The organism is Streptomyces sp. M41 (assembly GCF_043673425.1).
In the GTDB taxonomy this organism is placed as follows: domain Bacteria; phylum Actinomycetota; class Actinomycetes; order Streptomycetales; family Streptomycetaceae; genus Streptomyces.
Window position 1 is genome coordinate 314153 of record NZ_JBIMKE010000005.1, and the last position, 21436, is coordinate 335588.

The following is a 21436-nucleotide window of genomic DNA, read 5'->3' on the forward strand; positions in this document are numbered from 1 at the left end:
CGTGTGCTGCGTGTCAGGAGCCTCATCCGTCCATGAGCTCCACGCGTATGGGGTCACCGGCGCGCACTGTGGACAGGAGCCGAGGGTCGCCGTCGAGCTGACCCAGAACATTGCAAGGGCTCGCGAGGCGGCATTCGTCGCCTCGCGAGATCGGTGTGGGTCCATAGGGGAGGGCGAGCGCGTCGCCGTCCGTCCAGAAGGTGACCGTGCCGGCTTCGACGACCTGCCGGGCGTTGGTTTCACGTGGAACGACGACACCTGTGTCGAGATAGACCTCCTCGCCCCAGGTCTGGGCGGTGGAGACGAGGGGCAGGGCCTTGGCGAGGGCCTGCGTGGTCGTGGTGTCGTCGAGGGTCGCGGTGAGATGTCCCGCGGGCCAGGAGATGCGTATCCGTAGGGGCGACTGTGTCTGCATGCCGCTGATTCAACAATATGTTGAAGTTCGCGCCAAGGGTTGACGTCAATGGGGGACCCCCCTTCGAGGCACGAACAGCCGTGCTGCATAATTGCTTGTGAATGTGAACGCTTTCACAAGCGTAGGTAAGGAGCGGCGACGTGGACCTGGCTCTGGCGCCGGAGACGCTGGCGCGCTGGCAGTTCGGCATCACCACCGTCTATCACTTTCTGTTCGTCCCCCTGACGATCTCGCTGGCCGCCCTCACGGCCGGACTGCAGACCGCATGGGTGCGGACGGAGAAGGAGAAGTACCTCCGAGCGACGAAGTTCTGGGGCAAGCTCTTCCTGATCAACATCGCGATGGGTGTGGTCACCGGCATCGTGCAGGAGTTCCAGTTCGGCATGAACTGGTCCGACTACTCCCGCTTCGTCGGCGACGTCTTCGGCGCCCCGCTCGCCTTCGAGGCGCTGATCGCCTTCTTCTTCGAGTCCACCTTCATCGGTCTGTGGATCTTCGGCTGGGACAAACTGCCGAAGAAGATCCATCTGGCCTGTATGTGGATGGTCTCGATCGGCACGATCCTGTCGGCCTACTTCATCCTCGCGGCCAACTCGTGGATGCAGCACCCCGTCGGCTACCGGATCAACGAGGCGAAGGGGCGGGCCGAGCTCACCGACTTCTGGCTCGTGCTGACCCAGAACACCGCTCTCGCGCAGGCCTTCCACACCCTGTCGGCGGCCTTCCTCACCGGTGGCGCGTTCATGGTCGGCATCTCCGCCTTCCATCTGCTGCGCAAGAAGCACATCCGCGAGATGAAGACCTCGCTGCGGCTCGGCCTGGTCACCGTGGTTATCGGAGGCATGCTCACGGCGATCAGCGGTGATGTCCTCGGCAAGATCATGTACGAGCAGCAGCCCATGAAGATGGCCGCGGCCGAGGCCCTCTGGGACGGCGAGAAGCCCGCGCCCTTCTCGATCTTCGCCGTCGGCGACGTCGACAAGGGCCACAACAAGGTCGCGATCGAGATCCCGGGCCTGCTGTCCTTCCTGGCCAAGGACGACTTCTCCTCGTACGTCCCGGGAATCAACGACGTCAACAAGGCCGAGCAGGAGAAGTACGGTCCGGGTGACTACCGGCCCAACATCCCGGTGGCCTACTGGGGCTTCCGCTGGATGATCGGCTTCGGCATGGCGTCGTTCACCATCGGACTGATCGGGCTCTGGCTGACCCGCAAGAAGTTCATGCTGCCGCAGCACCTGAGGGTCGGTGACGACGAGGTGCCGCATCTGGTCCTGCTCCCGAACAAGGCACTCGGCCCGAAGCTGACCAAGTGGTACTGGCGCATCGCGATCTGGACCCTGGCCTTCCCGCTGATCGCCAACTCCTGGGGCTGGATCTTCACCGAGATGGGCCGCCAGCCATGGGTCGTCTACGGCGTGCTGCGCACCCGTGACGCGGTCTCCCCCGGCGTCTCCCAGGGCGAAGTCCTCACCTCGATGATCGTCTTCACCACGCTGTACGCCATCCTCGCCGTCGTCGAGGTCAAGCTGCTCGTGAAGTACATCAAGGCCGGCCCGCCCGAGCTGACCGAAGCCGACCTGAACCCGCCCACGAAGATCGGCGGCGACTCCCGGGACGCCGACAAGCCGATGGCCTTCTCGTACTAGGCCGAGGGAGCTGCACAGTCATGGAACTTCACGACGTCTGGTTCGTCCTCATCGCCGTCCTGTGGATCGGCTACTTCTTCCTGGAGGGCTTCGACTTCGGGGTCGGCGTCCTCACCAAGGCGCTCGCCCGCAACCGGCCCGAGCGGCGGGTGCTGATCAACACCATCGGGCCCGTCTGGGACGGCAACGAGGTGTGGCTGCTCACCGCGGGCGGCGCCACCTTCGCGGCCTTCCCCGAGTGGTACGCCACGCTCTTCTCCGGCTTCTATCTGCCCCTGCTGCTCATCCTGGTCTGCCTGATCGTCCGGGGCGTCGCGTTCGAGTACCGGGCGAAGCGGCCCGAGGAGAACTGGCAGCGCAACTGGGAGCAGGCGATCTTCTGGTGCTCGCTGATCCCGGCGTTCCTGTGGGGCGTGGCGTTCGCCAACATCGCGCGGGGTGTGAAGCTCGACCAGAACCATGAGTACGTGGGCACTGTGCTGGACCTGCTCAACCCGTACGCGCTCCTGGGCGGCCTGGTCACGCTGACGCTGTTCACCTTCCACGGGGCGGTGTTCACCGCGCTCAAGACCGTCGGGGAGATCCGGGAGCGGGCACGGAGGCTGGCCCTGTGGGTCGGTCTCGCCACCGCGGCGCTCGCGCTGATCTTCATGCTCTGGACACAGATCGAGAGCGGCGACGGCAAGAGCCTGGCCGCGCTCGTCGTGGCTGTGGCCGCGCTGGTGGTGGCGCTGGTGGCGAACCAGGCCGGGCGGGAGGGATGGTCGTTCGCCCTGTCCGGCGTCACCATCGTGGCCGCCGTGGCGATGCTCTTCCTGACGCTCTTCCCGAACGTCATGCCGTCCTCGCTCCATGACGAATGGAGCCTCACCGTCACCAACGCCTCGTCGAGCCCCTACACCCTGAAGATCATGACCTGGTGCGCGGTGATCGCCACGCCCATCGTCATGCTCTACCAGGGCTGGACCTACTGGGTGTTCCGCAAGCGGATCGGCACACAGCACATCGCTGAATCCGTCCACTGAGGTGTGTTTCACGTGAAACCAATCGACCCCCGTCTCCTCCGATATGCCCGTGCCACCCGCCTCTTCCTGGTGGCGGTCATCGGCCTGGGTGCCGTCGGCGCCGGGCTGCTGATCGCCCAGGCGATGCTCATCGCCGAGGTGGTGGTGGGTGCGTTCCAGCATGGTCTCTCCGCCGCTGAACTGCGCACTCCCCTGATGCTGTTGGTGGCTGTCGCTATCGGTCGTGCGGTGGTCGCCTGGCTCACCGAGCTGGCCGCTCATCGCGCGAGCGCGGCCGTGAAGTCGGAGCTGCGGAGGCGGCTGCTGGAGCGCGCGGCAGAGCTGGGGCCGGGCCGGCTGAGCGGACAGCGGACCGGGTCGCTGGTCGCCCTCGCCACACGAGGTGTCGACGCCCTCGACGACTACTTCTCGCGCTATCTGCCCCAGCTGGGGCTCGCCGTGGTCGTGCCGATGGCGGTGCTGGCCCGGATCGTGACCGAGGACTGGGTGTCGGCGGCCATCATCGTCGGCACCCTGCCGCTCATCCCGGTCTTCATGATGCTGATCGGCTGGGCCACCCAGTCCCGGATGGACCGTCAGTGGCGGCTGCTGTCCCGGCTTTCCGGGCACTTCCTGGACGTCGTGGCCGGGCTGCCGACCCTGAAGGTGTTCGGACGGGCCAAGGCTCAGGCCGAGTCGATCCGGCGGATCACCGGCGAATACCGTCGGGCGACCATGCGGACCCTGCGGATCGCCTTCATCTCCTCCTTCGCCCTGGAACTGCTCGCCACGCTCTCGGTGGCCCTGGTCGCCGTGACGATCGGCATGCGGCTCGTCCATGGCGAGATGCACCTGTACGACGGTCTGGTCGTCCTGGTGCTGGCACCGGAGGCCTATCTGCCGCTGCGGCAGGTGGGTGCTCAGTACCACGCGGCGGCCGAGGGGCTGTCCGCGGCCGAGGACATCTTCGAGGTGCTGCAGACCCCGGTGCCGGCGACGGGTGCCGCGGCGGTGCCGGCGGGGGCGGTGTCGTTCGAGAACGTCTCGGTACGGTTCCCCGGGCGGTCCGCCGACGCCGTGACGGACGTGTCCTTCTCGGTCGAGCCCGGTGAGACGGTCGCGCTCGTCGGGCCCAGCGGTGCGGGCAAGTCGACGCTGCTGAACGTGCTGTTGGGGTTCGTGCGGCCGAACGAGGGGCGTGTGCGGGTCGGGGGAGCCGACCTTGCCGAGCTCGATCCGGCGGAGTGGCGGTCGCGGATCGCCTGGGTGCCGCAGCGTCCCCATCTGTACGCCGGGACGATCGCCGAGAACGTACGGCTGGCGCGTCCCGAAGCGGACGAAGCCGCCGTGCGCCGGGCACTGGGGGACGCCGGGGCTCTGGAGTTCGTGGATGCGCTGTCCCAGGGCGTCGAGACGGTGCTGGGCGAGGACGGGGCAGGGTTGTCCGCGGGGCAGCGGCAACGGCTCGCGCTGGCCCGGGCGTTCCTGGCGGACCGGCCCGTCCTGCTGCTCGACGAGCCGACGGCCGCGCTGGACGGGGCCACCGAGGCCGAGGTCGTGGAAGCCGTACGCAGGCTCGCGGTGGGCCGGACGGTCCTGCTGGTGGTGCACCGCCCGGCCCTGCTGGGGGTGGCCGACCGGGTCGTGCGGCTGACGGAGGCCGGGACACGAAGGCGGCGGGAGGCCGCGGCGTCCGCACAGGTGGGGGCCGCGGCTGCAAGCGCGGAGGTCGATGCCGCAAGGGTGGCGGCTTCGCCCACGGCTGCCGTCGGCCGTCCCGTCGAGCAGGACGGGCCCGGCGGTTCCGGCGAGGACAGCGTCGAGGTGCTGCCGGTGGCGACCGGTGGACGGGGTGTCCTCGGCCGTGTGCGTGCCATGTCCGGCGCCCGGCGCGGTCGCCTGGCCCTCGCGCTGCTGCTCGGGAGCCTCGCGCTCGGCAGTGCGGTCGGGCTCATGGGCACCTCCGGGTGGCTCATCTCGCGGGCCTCGCAGCAGCCGCCCGTGCTGTATCTGATGGTCGCCGTGACGGCGACGCGGGCCTTCGGGATCGGACGCGCCGTGTTCCGGTACACCGAGCGGCTGGTGTCGCACGACGCGGTGCTGCGGATGCTGGCCGACACCCGGGTCGCCGTCTACCGGCGGCTGGAGCGGCTCGCACCCGCAGGGCTGCGCCGCACCCGCCGGGGTGATCTGCTCTCGCGGCTCGTCGCCGATGTGGACGCGTTGCAGGACTACTGGCTGCGGTGGCTGTTGCCCGTCGCGTCCGCGGCCGTGGTGTCCGCCGGGGCCGTCGGCTTCACCGCCTGGCTGCTGCCGGAGGCCGGTGCCGTGCTCGCGGCGGGGCTGCTGGCGGCCGGGGCCGGGGTCCCGCTGGTCACGGGCGCCGTCGCCCGGCGTTCCGAACGCAGGCTGGCGCCCGCACGCGGCGCACTCTCGACACAGGTGACGGATCTGCTCACCGGCACCGCGGAGCTCACCGTCGCCGGAGCCCTGCCCAGGCGCACGGCCGAGGCGCGGCGGGCCGACGGGGTGCTCACCCGGATCGCCTCGCGGGCCGCCACCGCCACCGCGCTCGGCGACGGACTCACCGCTCTGATCTCAGGACTGACCGTCTCCGCCACCGCCCTCGTGGGTGCCCAGGCGGTCGCGGACGGGCGGCTCGCCGGTGTGACGATGGCCGTCGTCGTCCTCACTCCGCTGGCCGCCTTCGAGGCCGTGCTCGGCCTGCCGCTCGCCGTCCAGTACCGGCAGCGAGTGCGCAGGAGCGCCGAGCGCGTGTACGAGGTGCTGGACGCCCCCGAGCCCGTACGCGAACCGCGGCGGCCCCGGCAGGCGCCCGCCTCGCCGTTCCCGCTGACCGTCAGCGGCCTGACCGCCCGGCATGCCGGACAGGACCGGGACGCGCTCGCCGGCCTCGACCTCACCCTGGAGGAGGGCCGCCGGATCGCCGTCGTCGGGCCTTCCGGGTCCGGCAAGACGACGCTGGCACAGGTGCTGCTGCGCTTCCTGGACGCGGACGCGGGCTCGTACACGCTGGGCGGCATGGACGCGTACGCGCTCGACGGCGACGACGTACGGCGGCTCGTCGGGCTGTGCGCGCAGGACGCGCATCTCTTCGACAGTTCCGTACGCGAGAACCTGCTCCTCGCCAAGAAGGACGCCACCGAGGCCGAACTGCGTGACGCGCTGAAGCGTGCCCGGCTCCTCGACTGGGCCGACGGTCTGCCCGGCGGACTGGACACGCTGGTGGGCGAGCACGGCGCCCGGCTGTCCGGCGGGCAGCGACAGCGGCTCGCGCTGGCCCGCGCACTCCTCGCCGACTTCCCCGTCCTGGTCCTGGACGAGCCCGCCGAACACCTCGACCTGCCCACCGCCGACGCCCTCACCGCCGACCTGTTGGCCGCCACCGAGGGCCGTACGACCCTGCTCATCACCCATCGGCTGGCCGGCCTCGACGCCGTGGACGAGGTGGTCGTCCTGGACGCAGGACGGGTGGCGCAGCGGGGGACGTTCGCGGAGCTCGCCGCGGTCGACGGGCCGCTGCGGGGGATGCGGGAGCGCGAGGAGGAGGCCGACCTGCTGGCCGGGGCGCGACAGGCGTCGCACACACTGCCGCGGCAGCGGTCCACTGACCCGTCCGCAGCGCCGCACTGACCCGTCCGCAGCAACCCGTCCCCCAGGCGTACGACCTGAACAGGACCGCAGCCCGTTCCACGGGTCACGATCGCTGACATGCGCTCATATCGACGCCGTACCCTCCTCGTTCCGGCGCTGCTGTGCGTGCTCGTCGTGCCCATGGCGCGGCCCGCCGCGGCTTCCGGCGACGGCGAGGGCACGCCCGTGCACAACGGGCTGGGCGAGGACGCTGCGCTCAGCGCCCAGGTCGTGCGGCTGTACGAGGACGCGGCCCTGGCCACGCGTCGGTACGAGACGGCGCGACAGGCGGCCGAGACCCAGCGCGCCAAGGCACAGCGGGTCGAGGAGCTGCTGGAGCGGGAGCGGCGGGAGCTGGGCGTCCTGCGTAAGGACCTGGGCCGGATCGCGCGCGCCCAGTACAGAAGTGGCGGCGGGATGCCCTTGACCGCGCAGATCATCCTCGCCAAGAGCCCTGACGAACTGATGCGCGGCCAGCACGTCTTCTCCCAGACCAGCCTGGTCGTCAACAACGCCCTCGAGAAGAGCCGTCGCGCCGAGGCACGGCTCGCCTCGGACGAGGCCAAGGCCGCGGCGGCCTGGCAGAGCCTGGAGAAGCGCAACGCCGAACTCGCCGACCTGAAGAAGGGCATCGAGGAGAAGCTCGACGCGGCCCGCTGGCAGTTGCAGGGCCGCGCCGACGCCTCCGTCGCGGCCGGCTCCTGCCGAGGTGCCGTCCGGCTCGATCAGCCGGAGACGGACCTCGCGACCGCGTGGGTCGCGCCGGTGGAGTCGTACGCGCTGTCCGCGTCGTTCGGCAGCGGAGGCAAGCGGTGGGCCCGCCGGCACACCGGGCAGGACTTCGCCGTGCCGATCGGCACGCCGGTGCGCGCGGTCGGGGACGGCCGCGTCGTCAAGGTGTCGTGCGGGGGCGCGTTCGGCATGGAGATCGTCGTCCGGCACACCGACGGCTACTACACGCAGTACGCCCACCTCGCCTCGGTCGCCGTCGACCAGGACGAGCGGGTCGACGCCGGGCAGTGGATCGGTCAGTCGGGAACGACCGGCAACTCCACCGGCCCGCACCTGCACTTCGAGGTGCGGGTCACCGCGGAGCTGGGCTCGTCGGTGGATCCGGTGCCGTGGATGACGGAGCGGGGCGTGCAGCTCGGGTAGCCGGCCGCCGCCCGCATCCGGCTACTGCTGTTCCGCCAGCAGCTGTTCGATGACGACCGCCACACCGTCCTCGTTGTTGGCGACCGTCCGGCCCGAGGCGGCGGCGACGACATCGGGATGTGCGTTGCCCATCGCGTAGGACCGGCCCGCCCACGTCAGCATCTCCACGTCGTTCGGCATGTCACCGAAGGCGACGACCTCCTCGTGCGAGATCCCGCGCTCGGCGCAGCACAGGGCGAGCGTGCTCGCCTTGGAGACGCCGGGGCCACTGATCTCCAGCAGGGCGCTGGGGCTGGAGCGGGTGACATTGGCACGCTCGCCGATGGCGAGGCGGGCGAGGGTGAGGAAGGCGTCGGGGTCGACGGTGGGGTGGTAGGCGAGGATCTTGAGGACTGGCTCGTCCGCACCGGGGCCGTCCGGTGCCAGCAGCTCCTCGGCGGGGGCGAGCTGGTCCGGTATCTCCATGTGCAGCTTGGGGTAGTCCGGCTCCTGGTAGAAGCCGTACGTCTGCTCCACCGCGTACACCGTGCCCGGCGCCGCGTCCCGCAGCAGCCGTACGGCGTCCAGCGCGTTCTCGCGCGCCAGCTCCCGCACCTTCACGAAACGGTGGGCGCCGGGACCGCCGTGCAGGTCGACCACCGCGGCGCCGTTGCCGCAGATCGCCAGGCCATGGCCGTGGACGTGGTCGCTGACGACGTTCATCCAGCGCGCCGGGCGGCCGGTGACGAAGAACACCTCGATGCCCGCGTCCTCGGCGGCGGCCAGCGCGGCGACCGTGCGAGGGGAGACCGACTTGTCGTCCCGCAGCAGGGTGCCGTCCAGGTCGGTGGCGATGAGCCGGGGGCGGAGCGTGGGGGCGCCGCCCTGGGGGTGGGGCTGTCGAGTCGCTGAGGTCACCGGGTCATTCTCCCGCATATGCCTGCACGCCCGTGCAGGACTCCGCACATCTGAGGTGGCAGGTGAGGAGATACCGCCCCTGAGATCACCGCCGACACCGCCCTCACCAGCAGCGTCCCGCCGACCGGGGTCAGCGCAGCTGCGCCGGTGCTTCCATGGCGATCTGCTCGAAGACCTTCTCGTCGGCCGCGAAGCCCGACTCGGGGATCGGCCAGTGCACCACGATCTCGGTGAATCCCAGTTCCTGATGGCGCCCCGCGAAGTCCACGAACGCGTCCAGGGACTCCAGCGGACGGCCGCGGTCCGGGGTGAACCCGGTGAGCAGCACCTTGTCGAGCTCGTCTGCCTCCCGGCCGATCTCGGCGCATGCGTCGGCCAGCTTCTCGGCCTGTCCGCGAATGGCTTGAACCGACTGTTCGGGAGTGCCGTTCTCGTACAGCTTGGGATCGCCGGTGGTCACCCAGGCCTGCCCGTACCGTGCCGCGAGCCGCAGCCCGCGCGGGCCGGTCGCGGCGATCGCGAAGGGCAGCCGGGGGCGCTGCACACAGCCCGGAATGTTGTGCGCCTCGTGCGCCGAGTAGAAGTCACCCTCGTAGGACACCGAGTCCTCGGAGAGCAGCCGGTCCAGGAGCTGAACGAACTCGGCGAACCGATCGGCCCGCTCGCGCGGCGTCCACGGGTCCTGACCGAGCACCGTGGCGTCGAACCCGGAGCCTCCCGCACCCACGCCGAGTGTGAGACGACCGCCGGATATGTCGTCGAGGGAGATGAGCTCCTTGGCGTAGGGCACCGGATGGCGGAAGTTCGGCGAGGTCACCAGGGTGCCCAGGCGCAGCTGGTCGGTGACGGCCGCCGCGGCGGTCAGAGTCGGCACGGCGCCGAACCAGGGGCCGTCCCGGAAGGTGCGCCAGGACAGGTGGTCGTAGGTGTACGCGGCATGAAAGCCGAGTTGCTCCGCGCGCTGCCATGCGTCGCGACCCCCCTCGGACCAGCGGCGATACGGGAGGATCACGGTGCTCAGGCGCAGACTCATGCGTCGAGCCTATGCGGCCGAATGGGTTTCACGTGAAACGGTCACCGCGTGCGGCTGCCCGGCCACGCAGTGAGGCGGAGCGGACGAGGCGAAGCCCGCTGTGGGCGCGCAGATCAGTGCGAGGCGGGAAAGCGCAGGTACTGCGGCGGCACGGCCTTTGTCAGCCACACCCCGTTCGCGCTGACGTGGAAGACATGGCCGTCGCGGTGCATGGCGCCGGAGTCCACGGAGAGCACCACCGGGCGGCCTCGCCGCGCGCCTACCCGTGTCGCGGTCTCCCGGTCCGCGGAGAGGTGCACGTCGTGCCTGTTCATGGGCCTGAGACCCTCGCTGCGAATCGCTTCCAGGCTGCGGGCCACGGTGCCGTGGTAGAGGTACGGCGGCGGGGTCGCCGTGGGCAGCCCGAGATCGACGTCGATGCTGTGGCCCTGGGAGGCGCGGATCCGGGTTCCCTCGATCGCGAAGCGCTTCTTGTCGTTGGCGGCCACCACATGGTCCAGCTCTTCCCGGGTGAACCGGAATCCGTGTGTGGCCGCGGCGTTGATCAAGGTGTCGATCTCGATCCAGCCGCCCTCGTCGAGGGTGAGACCGATGCGCTCGGGTTGGTGGCGCAGGTGCTTCGAGAGGTACTTCGACACCTTCACGGTGCGTCTTTCGTCCATGCCACCAGCCTGCCGTCAGAGGCACGAATCACGCGAACGATTTCGCTCCGGATGTTTGATCCACAACCAAGTACGGTTATCCACAGGGGAATTGACGGTTCTGTGGACAACGAGCCGTCGAATCAGGGAGTTTCGTCAAGATCAGTTGATGAGCGATGACTTGCGGTGAGGCGGTCCAAGGCCCGTGCCTGTACCTCCCGTTCGGCAGCCAGTGAGATGAACTCGGCGGCCCGCTCGGGGCCAACCAGGCTTTCCACCGCCTGCATTGTCTCTTCGGGCAGAGGCACGGTTCTGGTCGGATGCGAGGATTTCGGCGTCTCGTCGGCTCCGAGGTGCTGACGCAGATGCCGGACCGCCAACAGCCGCATGGCACGGGCCAGTTCCGCGTCCATCGTCTGTTGGGCGAGCGGGCGCAGCCGACGTATGAGGGAGGCCGCTTCCGCCGCTTCGGCGTCGGTCGGTCGGTGAGGTCCGTCGAGATAGCGAGCGAAGACGTGTTCCGTGGTGAACTCCAGGAAACGGGCCGCGATGTGCTCGACCTGCCCCCTCAACTCCCTCAGGTGGCCCGCGATCGCGGACAGCGGTACCCCGGCGGCATGCAACTCCACTGCCACGGCCAGCTCTTGGGGGCTCGGTACGACAAAGGCGTCCTCATCGCCCGGAACCGGATCCAGCACACCGAGCTCCACCGCGTCGGCCACCGCCGCGGCGTCCGGCGCGCCGCCGAAGCGCTCGTCCAGCTCGGCGCGTGAGATCCGCACCGCTTCCTCGTCGGTCCACGGTCCGTCCACCTCGGCGACCAGCCCGAGCACCCCGCCGAGGCCCCGGCCGGCGTCCCATGCCTCCAGGAGCTCCTTGATGGAGGCCAGGGTGTAGCCCCGGTCGAGAAGATCGGCGATCTGGCGGAGGCGGACGAGATGGACGTCCGAGTAGAGGTTGGCACGACCATGGCGCTGGGGGCGGGGGAGCAGGCCGCGGTCCTGGTAGGCGCGGATGGTGCGAACGGTGGCGCCGCTGCGGTGCGCGAGGTCCTCGATCCGGTAGGAGGGCTGCGCCGGGTCCACCGCCGTACGCCCGGACTCGTCCCGCTCCCCCTTCACTCCGTCGCCCTCGCCCCGGGCGATCTGTGCGGGGACTCCGGTATCCGCCCACCCGACGGTGAGCATGCGCCGGGCATGACCCCGCCGGGGTGGCCCGGGGGCACGCGGCCGGGGACGGCGGCGTTCACAGGGGTGGCTCCAGCCGTGCGAGAGCCCGCAGTGCCTTCGGCGTGAACCTCGACATGACATACGCCCCGCGCGCTTCCGGCGTCACGGGAACGACGGCCTCACCGCGCACCACTGCCCGCAGGATGGCGTCGGCCACCTTCTCCGGTGGATAGTTCCGCAGCCCGTACAGCCGCGCGGACTTCTTCTGCCGCCGCTTCTCCTCCTCCGGGTCGACCCCGGCGAAGCGTGCGGTCGAGGTGATGTTGGTGTTGACGAGGCCGGGGCAGATGGCCGTGACACCGATGCCCTGCCCGGCCAGCTCCGCTCGCAGGCATTCGCTCAGCATCAGCACCGCCGCCTTGGAGGTGCTGTAGGCGGGCAGCACCCGGGAGGGCTGGAACGCCGCCGCCGACGCGGTGTTGACGATGTGGCCGCCCTGCCCGCGCTCGGCCATCTGCTTGCCGAAGAGCCGACAGCCATGGATGACGCCCCACAGATTGACGTCGAGGACCTTCTTCCAGTCCTCCGGTGTGGTGTCGAAGAAGGAGCCGCCCAGCCCGATCCCGGCGTTGTTCACCAGGACGTCGACCACGCCGTACTCGGCGGCGACCTTCGCGGCGAGCTTCTCCATGGCCTGTTCGTCGGAGACGTCCACCGTCTCCGCCCAGGCTTCGGGCGCACCGATCAGCCGGGACATCTCAGCGGTACGGACCGCGCTCGCCGCGTCCCGGTCGACGGCCACCACGCGGGCGCCGGCCTCGGCGAACGCGTACGCCGTCGCCCGGCCGATGCCGCTGCCGGCGCCGGTGACCAGGACGAGCTGCCCGCCGAAGCGGTCGGCGTGCCTACCTGTCGCCGTCACCGCTTCCGGCCTCCCGCCCTCCACGGATGTGACGAACTCAGTGATCCAGGCCGAGAGTTGGTCGGGCCGGGAGCGTGGTATCCAGTGCTTCGCCGCCAGCGTGCGCCGGGTCAACTGCGGAACCCACAGCTCCAGGTCGTCGTAGAGCCGCTCCGACAGGAAGGCGTCCCCGAGCGGCGTGATGAGCTGCACGGGCGCGTGCGCATACGCGTCCGTGCGCGGGCGGCGCAACCGGGCCCGTACGTTGTCCCGGTACAGCCAGGCCCCGTGTGCCGCGTCGGTCGGCAGGGACGAGGTCGGGTAGCCGTCGCCCGGCACCTTCTCCGCCCGCTCCAGCATGCGGGGCCAGCGCTTGCCGAGCGGACCCCGCCAGGCCAGTTCGGGCAGCACCGGCGTGTGCAGCGCGTAGACGTACCAGGACTTGACGCCCTGCCCCAGCAGCTGTCCGACCCGGCGCGGGGTCGGGCGCCTGAGGCGCCGGCCGATCCAGTGACCGAAGTGGTCCAGGGAGGGCCCGGACATCGAGGTGAAGGACGCAATCCGGCCCTCGGTGCGCTTGACCGTGGCGAACTCCCAAGCCTGCACCGAGCCCCAGTCGTGCCCCACGACATGCACGGGCCGGTCCGGGCTGACCGCGTCCGCGACGGCCAGGAAGTCGTCCGTCAGCTTCTCCAGCGTGAACCCGCCCCGCAACGGCTTCGGCGCCGTCGACCGGCCATGGCCCCGGACGTCGTACAGCACCACATGGAAGCGGTCGGCGAGCCGGGCGGCGACCTCGGTCCACACCTCCTTGCTGTCCGGATAGCCGTGCACCAGGATCACCGTCGGCTGCCCCGCCTCGCCCAGCTCTGCGACGCACAGCTCCACCCCGCCGGTCCGCACCCTGCGCTCGCGCGCGCCCTGAAGAGTCACCGGCACCGTCACTTCTCCTCCGCCCAGCGCCGCACATGCGGCAGATCGTCGTCCAGCCAGAAGGCGCTCTGCTCGGGGTCCGCGGAGTCGGTGACGACCAGGATCTCCTCGAACTTGGCGCCCGTACCCCGAAAGCCCAGATGCGGTTCGACCGCCCACAGACCCGGCTGCGGCGGATGGTCGGAGAACCGGTACGGCGACCACAGCGGGGACCACCCGTCGCGGTGGCCGTGCAGCGCGTCGCTCGCCAGACCCTTCAGGGACTGGATGCCGAACCCGAACACATGCGGCGACCAGCGGCGTTGCTTGACCCGGTCGACCTTGTGCGCGATGACGCCGAAGGGATAGGCGCGATGCCGGTTGGCGTATCCCTGGCGGACCATGAGGCGGTCGACGTCCTCGTAGATCTCCCTCAGCGGTCGCCGCTCACGCACCTCGCGCAGGATCAGCTCCCGGTGCGCCTGAAGGTCCGTCATCAGCTTGTCCTGGACGGGGTTGATGCCGAGGGAGCCGGAGTAACCGATGTCCGCCGTGCAGCCCTCGTACACCGGGGCCATGTCCAGGATGAACGGCATCCCGGGCTCCAGCCGGCGGTTGGTGGGGAAGAACTGAAGCGGCACACGGAAGTTCACGAACGCCGTGCGGTCCCCGAACCAGGCGAAGGGCAGATGGAACCAGTCCCGCACCCCGCGCTCACGCAGCCACTCGCGCTGCATCCGCGCCGCCTCGCGCTCGGTGATACCCGGCTCCAGCTGCGCCGCGACGGCCTCCGCGCACTCGTACGCCAGCCGCTGGACACGTCTGAACCCTTGCAGCTTTTCGGAGTCCGCCGAGATGTCCCCTGTGACCGCCGTAGTCATGCCACCGCCCCACTCGTCCACACTGACTGCGGTACGTGCTCGTAACTTGACACTGGCGAATGTGACAGTTGTTAGAGGCTGCGTCAATAGGGCCGTCCCGGGCTGTGGAAAAGCCCACCGATGTGGAAAACCCGGGCGTCCTCGCTCGACCTCTGGGGTGACCCCTAGGGATCCGTACGTCTGAGGTCTGACTTCAAGACAGCTCTGCGGGGTGACGACCGGCGTGGCCGACGTCACTACCTTCGAAGCGTGACTGTGATCGCGACCGAAAGCCTGAGCAAGCGGTTCCCCCGGGTGACCGCGCTTGACCGGCTCTCCGTGGACGTCGGGCCCGGTGTGACCGGACTCGTCGGAGCCAATGGGGCCGGCAAGTCCACACTGATCAAGATCCTGCTGGGTCTGTCCCCCGCCACCGAGGGCCGTGCCGAAGTGCTCGGCCTCGATGTCGCCACCGAGGGCGCCGCCATCCGCGAGCGCGTGGGCTACATGCCGGAACACGACTGCCTGCCGCCCGACGTCTCGGCCACCGAGTTCGTCGTGCACATGGCCCGCATGTCCGGTCTGCCGCCCACCGCGGCACGTGAGCGCACCGCGGACACCCTGCGCCATGTCGGTCTGTACGAGGAGCGCTACCGCCCCATCGGCGGCTACTCGACCGGCATGAAGCAGCGCGTGAAGCTGGCCCAGGCCCTGGTGCACGACCCCCAGCTGGTCTTCCTGGACGAACCGACCAACGGCCTCGACCCGGTCGGCCGTGACGAGATGCTCGGCCTCATCCGCCGCATCCACACCGACTTCGGCATCTCGGTCCTGGTCACGTCCCACCTGCTGGGAGAACTGGAACGCACCTGCGACCACGTCGTCGTCGTCGACGGCGGCAAGCTACTGCGCTCCAGCTCCACCACCGACTTCACCCAGACCACGACGACCCTCGCCGTCGAGGTCACCGACACCGACGACCACCCCGACGGCACCCGCGCGGTGCGCGACGCGCTCCACGCGCGCGGGGTGGAGGTGCTCGACGGCAGCGGCGGCCTCCCGGGCGCCGGCCACATCCTGCTGCTCACCGCGCAGGGCGACGAGACCTACGACCTGGTGCGCGACGTGGTCGCCGACCTCGGCCTCGGCCTGGTGCGCATGGAACAGCGACGGCACCACATCTCGGAGGTCTTCACCGACGGCGAGCAGGGCGGCGAGCACAGCAGCATGCAGAGCACCGGGGCACAGCGGAAGGAGGCGGTCGGCCATGGCGGTTGAGCAGCCCATGCGGACACCGGTCACCCAGCCGGGTGACCAGACCCGTATCCACAACATCGGCTACCGCTCCTACGACGGCCCGCGCCTCGGCCGCTCCTACGCCACGCGGTCCCTGTACTCGCAGTCCCTGCGCGGCTCCTACGGCCTGGGCCGCTCGGTGAAGTCCAAGGTGCTGCCGATGCTGCTGTTCGTGGTGATGTGCGTGCCCGCGGCCATCATGGTCGCCGTCGCGGTCGCCACCAAGGCCAACGACCTGCCCGTCGACTACACCCGCTACGCGATCATCATGCAGGCCGTGATCAGCCTGTACGTCGCCTCGCAGGCACCGCACTCGGTCTCCCGAGACCTGCGCTTCAAGACCGTACCGCTGTACTTCTCGCGGCCCATCGAAACCGCGGACTACGTACGGGCGAAGTTCGCGGCGCTCGCCTCGGCGCTGTTCATCCTGACCGGCGCCCCGCTGATCGTGCTCTATGTGGGCGCGCTGCTGGCCAAGCTCGACTTCGCCGAGCAGACCAAGGGATTCGCACAGGGACTTGTCTCCGTGGCACTGCTCTCACTGCTCTTCGCCGGCATCGGCCTGGTCATCGCATCGGTCACCCCGCGCCGCGGCTTCGGCATCGCGGCCGTGATCGCCGTCATGACCATCTCCTACGGCGCGGTGTCCACGCTCCAGGCCATCGCCGACGCGCAGGCGCTCGGAGAGGGCGGCAGCAGCGGCACCATCGCCTGGATCGGCCTCTTCTCGCCGGTCACGCTCATCGACGGGGTGCAGTCCGCCTTCCTGGGCGCGACCTCCACGTTCCCCGGCGGGGTGGGTCCCGGCAACGGCGAAGGTGTCGTCTACGTCCTCGTCACCCTCGGCCTGATCGCCGCCGCCTACGGCCTCCTGCTGCGCCGCTACAAGAAGGTGGGACTGTGACCACGCTCCAGATCGACCATGTCTCCCGCTGGTTCGGCAACGTGGTCGCCGTCAACGACATCACCATGACGATCGGCCCCGGCGTCACCGGCCTCCTCGGCCCCAACGGCGCCGGAAAGTCCACCCTCATCAACATGATGGGCGGCTTCCTCGCCCCCTCCACCGGCACCGTCACCCTCGACGGGCAGCAGGTGTGGCGCAACGAGTCGATCTACAAGCACATCGGCATCGTCCCCGAACGCGAGGCGATGTACGACTTCCTCACCGGCCGCGAATTCGTCGTCGCCAACGCCGAGTTGCACGGCCTGGGCGCCAAGGCGGCCCAGAAGGCCCTGGCCACGGTCGAGATGGAGTACGCACAGGACCGCAAGATCCAGACGTACTCCAAGGGCATGCGCCAGCGCGTGAAGATGGCGAGCGCCCTCGTCCACGACCCGTCGCTGCTCCTGCTCGACGAGCCCTTCAACGGCATGGACCCCCGCCAGCGCATGCAGCTCATGGACCTGCTGCGCCGCATGGGCGACGAGGGCCGCACGGTGCTGTTCTCCTCGCACATCCTCGAGGAGGTCGAGCAACTCGCCTGGCACATCGAGGTCGTGGTCGCCGGACGCCACGCGGCGAGCGGTGACTTCCGCAAGATCCGCCGCCTGATGACCGACCGTCCGCACCGCTACCTGGTGCGCTCCAGCGACGACCGCACGCTCGCCGCCGCGTTGATCGCCGATCCTTCGACGTCCGGCATCGAGGTCGACCTGACCGAGGGCGCACTGCACATCCAGGCCGTCGACTTCGGCCGCTTCACCGCCCTGCTGCCCAGGGTGGCGCGCGACCACGGCATCCGCCTGCTCACGGTCTCGCCGTCGGACGAGTCCCTCGAGTCCGTCTTCTCGTATCTCGTCGCGGCGTAGGAGGCCGAAGATGTACGACCCCACAGTCGCCCGGCTCACCTACCGGGCCCTGCTCGGCCGCCGTCGGGCCCTCATCCTGGGCGCGCTGCCGCTGCTGCTGATCGTGATCGCCGTGGCCGTACGCGGCCTCGCCGGGGCGGACGACCAGACGGCGTCCGACCTGCTGGGCGGACTCGCCCTCGCCACGATGGTGCCGATCATCGGAGTCATCGCCGGCACCGGCGCGATCGGGCCGGAGATCGACGACGGCTCGGTGGTGTATCTGCTGTCCAAGCCGGTGAAACGGCCCACGATCATCTTCACCAAGCTGATCGTGGCGATCGCCGTGACGATGGTGTTCTCGGCGCTGCCCACCTTCATCGCCGGCTTCATCCTCAACGGCAACGGGCAGCAGATCGCCGTCGCCTACACGGTCGCCGCACTGGTCGCGTCCATCGCCTACGCCGCGATCTTCCTGCTGCTCGGCACGGTGTCCCGGCACGCCGTGGTGTTCGGGCTCGTGTACGCGCTGGTCTGGGAGGCACTGTTCGGCTCCCTGGTGTCGGGTGCGCGCACGCTGAGCGTCCAGCAGTGGTCGCTGGCGGTGGCGCAGAAGGTGGCCGGCGGGGACATGGTGACATCGGATGTCGCCCTGCCCACGGCGACGGTCCTGCTCGCGGTCGTCACCGTCCTGGCGACCTGGTACGCGGGACAGAAGCTGCGATCGCTGACCCTCGCCGGGGAGGAGTGAGCCAGAGCCTGCCGGTGTGAGGAGCCGGGCCCCCTGAGCGGGGCCCGCTCTTGACGGGGGCTTCACCTCCGCCCGGGCACACTGGGCCAAGGGACGCACCGCATGGACGGGAGGACCGGATGGCAGGCGGGACGTCACAGCACGAGGATCGCGAACACTCCGGGGACGACGCCTGGGACCACACGGTCCTGGACGACGACTTCATACGCGGGGCCGATACCGCGGAGCCCTCCGCCCGCGCCCGTATGCTGGCCGCCCGTTGGCGCCGTGAGCGGCCCGAGCCGCAGCCGTGGCGCTCTGACGAGCCGCCCGCCGGGTGGCTCTTCAGCAAGGTGCGCCGACGCAGATGGCGCCGGCGCTGACGCGGCGCTCATGTCGTACGGGCGTTTTATTCAGTGGCGTCCAACTCGTCGCCCGGGCACCATGGTTGTGTGCGCTGGTCGAGGCCGGCGCCATGGTCTGGGAGAGGAGCTGGGCGATGTCCATGCACGACAGTACGTTCAGCTCCCGACAGGGCAGCCCGCGGCGGGTTCCGGTGTAGTTACCCCACCGTCGAGTCCGCTCCGCACACGGAGCTGCCCGGGGCGGCCGCTTCGAGCACGCGATGTCGCTCTCGCGTGGGCCGCCCACCCGGAGGATTGGCCGAGTGGAAAGGCACTGGCTTGCTGAGCCAAGGTCGGGCCTGAACAGCCCGCGCACGTTCGATCCGTGCATCCTCCGCCAGACGTCGCCGCTGTGGCTCGGCCGAGCCACAGGAACCCGGGTGATGTGACACGCACCCGGCGCTCCAGGTCAGGCGCCAGCCGAGCAACCGCTCCGGTCAGGCGTCAGCCGAGCAACCGCTCCAGCACCACCGCGATGCCGTCCTCCTCGCTGGAAGACGTCACCTCGTCGGCCACCGCCCTGAGTTCGGCGTGGGCGTTGGCCATCGCCACCCCATGTGCCGCCCAGGCGAACATCGGGATGTCGTTGGGCATGTCGCCGAAGGCGATCGTGTCCGCCGCCTTCAGGCCCAGGCGGCGCGCCGCAAGGGACAGGCCCGTCGCCTTGGACAGGCCCAGCGGGAGCAGCTCGACGATGCCCTCACCGGCCATCGCCACCGTGACGAAACCGCCCGCGGCGCGGCGGGCCGCGTCGGCCAACTCGTCGTCCGACAGCGTCGGATGCTGGATGTAGATCTTGTTCAGCGGTGCGGTCCACAGATCCGACGCGTCCGTGAACGGCGTCGACGGAAGCTTGCCCGTGACCGTGTAGCCGGGGCCCACCAGGATCTCGCCGTCCAGGCCGTCGCGGCTGGCCGCCAGGAACAGCGGTCCCACCTCGGCCTCGATCTTGGCCAGTGCCACCCCGGCCAGCTGGCGGTCCAGGGTCACCGCCGTCAGCAGGCGGTGCGCACCGGCGTCGTACACCTGGGCGCCCTGGCCGCAGACGGCGAGGCCCTGGTAGCCGAGGTCGTCGAGGATGTGGCGGGTCCAGGGGACCGCCCGGCCCGTGACGACGATATGTGCCGCGCCCGCCGCGCTGGCCGCCACGAGCGCGTCACGGGTGCGCCGGGAGACCGACTCGTCGGAGCGCAGGAGCGTTCCGTCCAGGTCGGTCGCGATCAGTCGGTAAGGGAACCCGGCGTCGGGCGGGGCGGTGCTCACTTCGCGACCGGCTCCAGGACCTCCCGGCCGCCCAGGTACGGGCGCAGCACCTCGGGAACCCGGACGGAACCGTCGGCCTGCTGGTGGTTCTCCAGGATCGCCACGATGGTGCGCGGGACTGCGCACAGCGTGCCGTTGAGCGTGGCCAGTGGCTTGACCTGCTTGCCGTCACGGAAGCGGATCGACAGCCGGCGGGACTGGAACTCGGTGCAGTCCGAGGTCGACGTCAGCTCGCGGTACTTGCCCTGCGTCGGGATCCACGCCTCGCAGTCGAACTTGCGGGCAGCCGAGGAACCGAGGTCGGCCGAGGCCACGTCGATGACCCGGAACGGCAGCTCCAGCGACGTCAGCCACTGCTTCTCCCACTCCAGCAGGCGCTGATGCTCGGCCTGCGAGTCCTCGGGGGCGACGTAGGAGAACATCTCCACCTTGTCGAACTGGTGGACGCGGAAGATGCCCCGGGTGTCCTTGCCGTGCGAGCCGGCCTCGCGGCGGAAGCAGGGCGAGAAGCCGGCGTAGCGCAGCGGGAGCTTGCCGGCGTCGAGGATCTCGTCCATGTGGTACGCCGCGAGCGGGACCTCGGAGGTGCCGACCAGGTAGAGGTCGTCGTCGGCGAGGTGGTAGACGTCCTGGGCGGCCTGGCCGAGGAAGCCGGTGCCGGCCATCGACTGCGGGCGGACCAGCGCCGGGGTGAGCATCGGCGTGAAGCCGGCCGCCGTGGCCTGCGCCATCGCGGCGTTGACCAGGGCCAGCTCCAGCAGGGCGCCGACGCCGGTGAGGAAGTAGAAACGCGAGCCCGAGACCTTCGCGCCGCGCTCGACGTCGATCGCGCCGAGGAGCGCGCCGAGCTCCAGGTGGTCCTTCGGCTCGAAGCCCTCGGCCGCGAAGTCACGGATCTCGCCGTGCGTCTCCAGCGTGGCGAAGTCCTCCTCGCCGCCGACCGGGACGTCGGGGTGGACGAGGTTGCCGAGCCGGAGGAGCAGCTCCTGGGTCTCGGCGTCGGCCGCGTCGCGCTCGGCGTCGGCCGCCTTGACGTCGGCGGCCAGCTGGCTCGCCTTCTTCAGCAGCTCGGCCTTCTCGTCCCCGGATGCCTTGGGGATGAGCTTGCCGAGCTGCTTCTGCTCGGCACGGAGCTCGTCGAAGCGGACGCCGGACGACCTGCGCCGCTCGTCGGCAGACAGGAGGGAGTCGACGAGTGCGACGTCCTCTCCACGGGCGCGCTGCGAGGCGCGCACTCGGTCGGGGTCCTCACGGAGCAGGCGAAGGTCAATCACGCGCTCCAGGCTACCGGGGCGGGATGACAGCTCACGACTCGCTATTCCGGAGTGCGGCTTACGTTCCGTTATGGGGGAATTGCGAAACGTGTCAATAAAGGCCACCCCATTCCCTGGAAGGGGCAGACGGGCTGCGGCCGGTTGACTCGAATCCCTTGTGGAGAACGGGACTTGGGGCGGCGTTGTCCACAGGAATCCCCAGCCTCCCGAAAGTTATCCACAGGGTGTGTGGATGGACTGTGGACTTCGGAATCGATCACTCCGCAACGCATCGATCAAGTCGAGGATTCCCAGGACAAACCATCCCCACCCCCACTTTTGAGTGGAAAGCGGTCGCCCCAAAGGATGACCCAAAGGAAAAGCGTGGACGAAGGGTGACTTGCCCGCA

General features: G+C 69.9%; 18 protein-coding genes and 1 tRNA gene. 10 read left to right on the forward strand and 9 right to left on the reverse strand.

Going from position 1 to position 21436, the window contains the following annotated elements:
* Positions 1–22 precede the first annotated feature (22 nt).
* Entirely contained in the window at positions 23–415 is a 393-nt protein-coding gene (locus tag ACHBTE_RS09910; protein WP_394723213.1) for a cyclophilin-like fold protein, read from the reverse strand.
* Positions 416–555: 140 nt separating this feature from the next.
* On the opposite strand from ACHBTE_RS09910, the gene ACHBTE_RS09915 reads away from it, so the two are divergent.
* From ACHBTE_RS09915 to ACHBTE_RS09930, 4 genes are all read left to right on the forward strand, one after another.
* Entirely contained in the window at positions 556–2064 is a 1509-nt protein-coding gene (locus ACHBTE_RS09915; RefSeq protein ID WP_394723214.1) for a cytochrome ubiquinol oxidase subunit I, read from the forward strand.
* Positions 2065–2084: 20 nt separating this feature from the next.
* Entirely contained in the window at positions 2085–3089 is a 1005-nt protein-coding gene (gene cydB, locus ACHBTE_RS09920) for a cytochrome d ubiquinol oxidase subunit II (RefSeq protein ID WP_394723216.1), read from the forward strand.
* A 12-nt stretch (positions 3090–3101) separates the two neighbouring features.
* Positions 3102–6722, forward strand: a complete 3621-nt coding sequence (cydD, locus tag ACHBTE_RS09925; protein WP_394723217.1) for a thiol reductant ABC exporter subunit CydD — start codon at positions 3102–3104, stop codon at positions 6720–6722.
* A 78-nt stretch (positions 6723–6800) separates the two neighbouring features.
* Entirely contained in the window at positions 6801–7877 is a 1077-nt protein-coding gene (locus tag ACHBTE_RS09930; protein WP_394723218.1) for a M23 family metallopeptidase, read from the forward strand.
* Positions 7878–7898: 21 nt separating this feature from the next.
* Here ACHBTE_RS09930 and ACHBTE_RS09935 read toward each other — a convergent pair whose 3' ends face one another.
* The 6 genes from ACHBTE_RS09935 to ACHBTE_RS09960 all read right to left on the reverse strand — a co-directional run bounded on the left by ACHBTE_RS09935 (position 7899) and on the right by ACHBTE_RS09960 (position 14311).
* Entirely contained in the window at positions 7899–8792 is an 894-nt protein-coding gene (locus ACHBTE_RS09935; RefSeq protein ID WP_394723219.1) for a Cof-type HAD-IIB family hydrolase, read from the reverse strand.
* 112 nt (positions 8793–8904) lie between these two features.
* The gene (locus tag ACHBTE_RS09940; RefSeq protein WP_394723220.1) at positions 8905–9807 is read right to left on the reverse strand and encodes an LLM class flavin-dependent oxidoreductase; all 903 of its coding nucleotides are present in this window, start codon (positions 9805–9807) and stop codon (positions 8905–8907) included.
* Positions 9808–9920: 113 nt separating this feature from the next.
* Entirely contained in the window at positions 9921–10469 is a 549-nt protein-coding gene (locus tag ACHBTE_RS09945; protein ID WP_394723221.1) for an RNA 2'-phosphotransferase, read from the reverse strand.
* A 122-nt stretch (positions 10470–10591) separates the two neighbouring features.
* The gene (locus tag ACHBTE_RS09950) at positions 10592–11635 is read right to left on the reverse strand and encodes a MerR family transcriptional regulator (protein ID WP_394723223.1); all 1044 of its coding nucleotides are present in this window, start codon (positions 11633–11635) and stop codon (positions 10592–10594) included.
* 58 nt (positions 11636–11693) lie between these two features.
* A complete protein-coding gene (locus ACHBTE_RS09955; protein ID WP_394723280.1) occupies positions 11694–13451 on the reverse strand; it encodes an SDR family oxidoreductase in 1758 nt (585 codons plus the stop codon).
* 8 nt (positions 13452–13459) lie between these two features.
* Positions 13460–14311, reverse strand: coding sequence for a M24 family metallopeptidase (locus ACHBTE_RS09960; protein WP_394723224.1), 852 nt, complete (start codon positions 14309–14311; stop codon positions 13460–13462).
* A 255-nt stretch (positions 14312–14566) separates the two neighbouring features.
* Between ACHBTE_RS09960 and ACHBTE_RS09965 the strand changes: the two genes are divergently transcribed.
* The 6 genes from ACHBTE_RS09965 (at position 14567) to ACHBTE_RS09990 (ending at position 18851) form a co-directional block, all read left to right on the forward strand.
* On the forward strand, positions 14567–15568 hold the full coding sequence (locus tag ACHBTE_RS09965) for an ABC transporter ATP-binding protein (RefSeq protein WP_394723281.1): 1002 nt from the start codon (positions 14567–14569) through the stop codon (positions 15566–15568).
* On the forward strand, positions 15558–16490 hold the full coding sequence (locus ACHBTE_RS09970; RefSeq protein WP_394723226.1) for an ABC transporter permease: 933 nt from the start codon (positions 15558–15560) through the stop codon (positions 16488–16490). The genes ACHBTE_RS09965 and ACHBTE_RS09970 overlap by 11 nt, the downstream gene beginning before the upstream one ends.
* The gene (locus ACHBTE_RS09975) at positions 16487–17398 is read left to right on the forward strand and encodes an ABC transporter ATP-binding protein (protein ID WP_394723227.1); all 912 of its coding nucleotides are present in this window, start codon (positions 16487–16489) and stop codon (positions 17396–17398) included. Before ACHBTE_RS09970 ends, ACHBTE_RS09975 begins: the two co-directional genes overlap by 4 nt.
* A 10-nt stretch (positions 17399–17408) precedes the next feature.
* On the forward strand, positions 17409–18128 hold the full coding sequence (locus ACHBTE_RS09980) for an ABC transporter permease subunit (RefSeq protein WP_394723228.1): 720 nt from the start codon (positions 17409–17411) through the stop codon (positions 18126–18128).
* A gap of 119 nt (positions 18129–18247) precedes the next feature.
* Positions 18248–18490 (forward strand): hypothetical protein, encoded by a 243-nt coding sequence (locus ACHBTE_RS09985; RefSeq protein WP_394723229.1) that lies wholly within the window; start codon positions 18248–18250, stop codon positions 18488–18490.
* A gap of 270 nt (positions 18491–18760) precedes the next feature.
* Positions 18761–18851, forward strand: a tRNA-Ser gene (locus tag ACHBTE_RS09990).
* A gap of 104 nt (positions 18852–18955) precedes the next feature.
* Here ACHBTE_RS09990 and ACHBTE_RS09995 read toward each other — a convergent pair.
* Complete coding sequence (locus ACHBTE_RS09995; RefSeq protein ID WP_394723230.1) at positions 18956–19774, reverse strand: HAD family hydrolase; 819 nt, start codon at positions 19772–19774, stop codon at positions 18956–18958.
* Positions 19771–21048 (reverse strand): serine--tRNA ligase, encoded by a 1278-nt coding sequence (gene serS, locus ACHBTE_RS10000; protein ID WP_394723231.1) that lies wholly within the window; start codon positions 21046–21048, stop codon positions 19771–19773. Before serS ends, ACHBTE_RS09995 begins: the two co-directional genes overlap by 4 nt.
* Positions 21049–21436 lie beyond the last annotated feature (388 nt).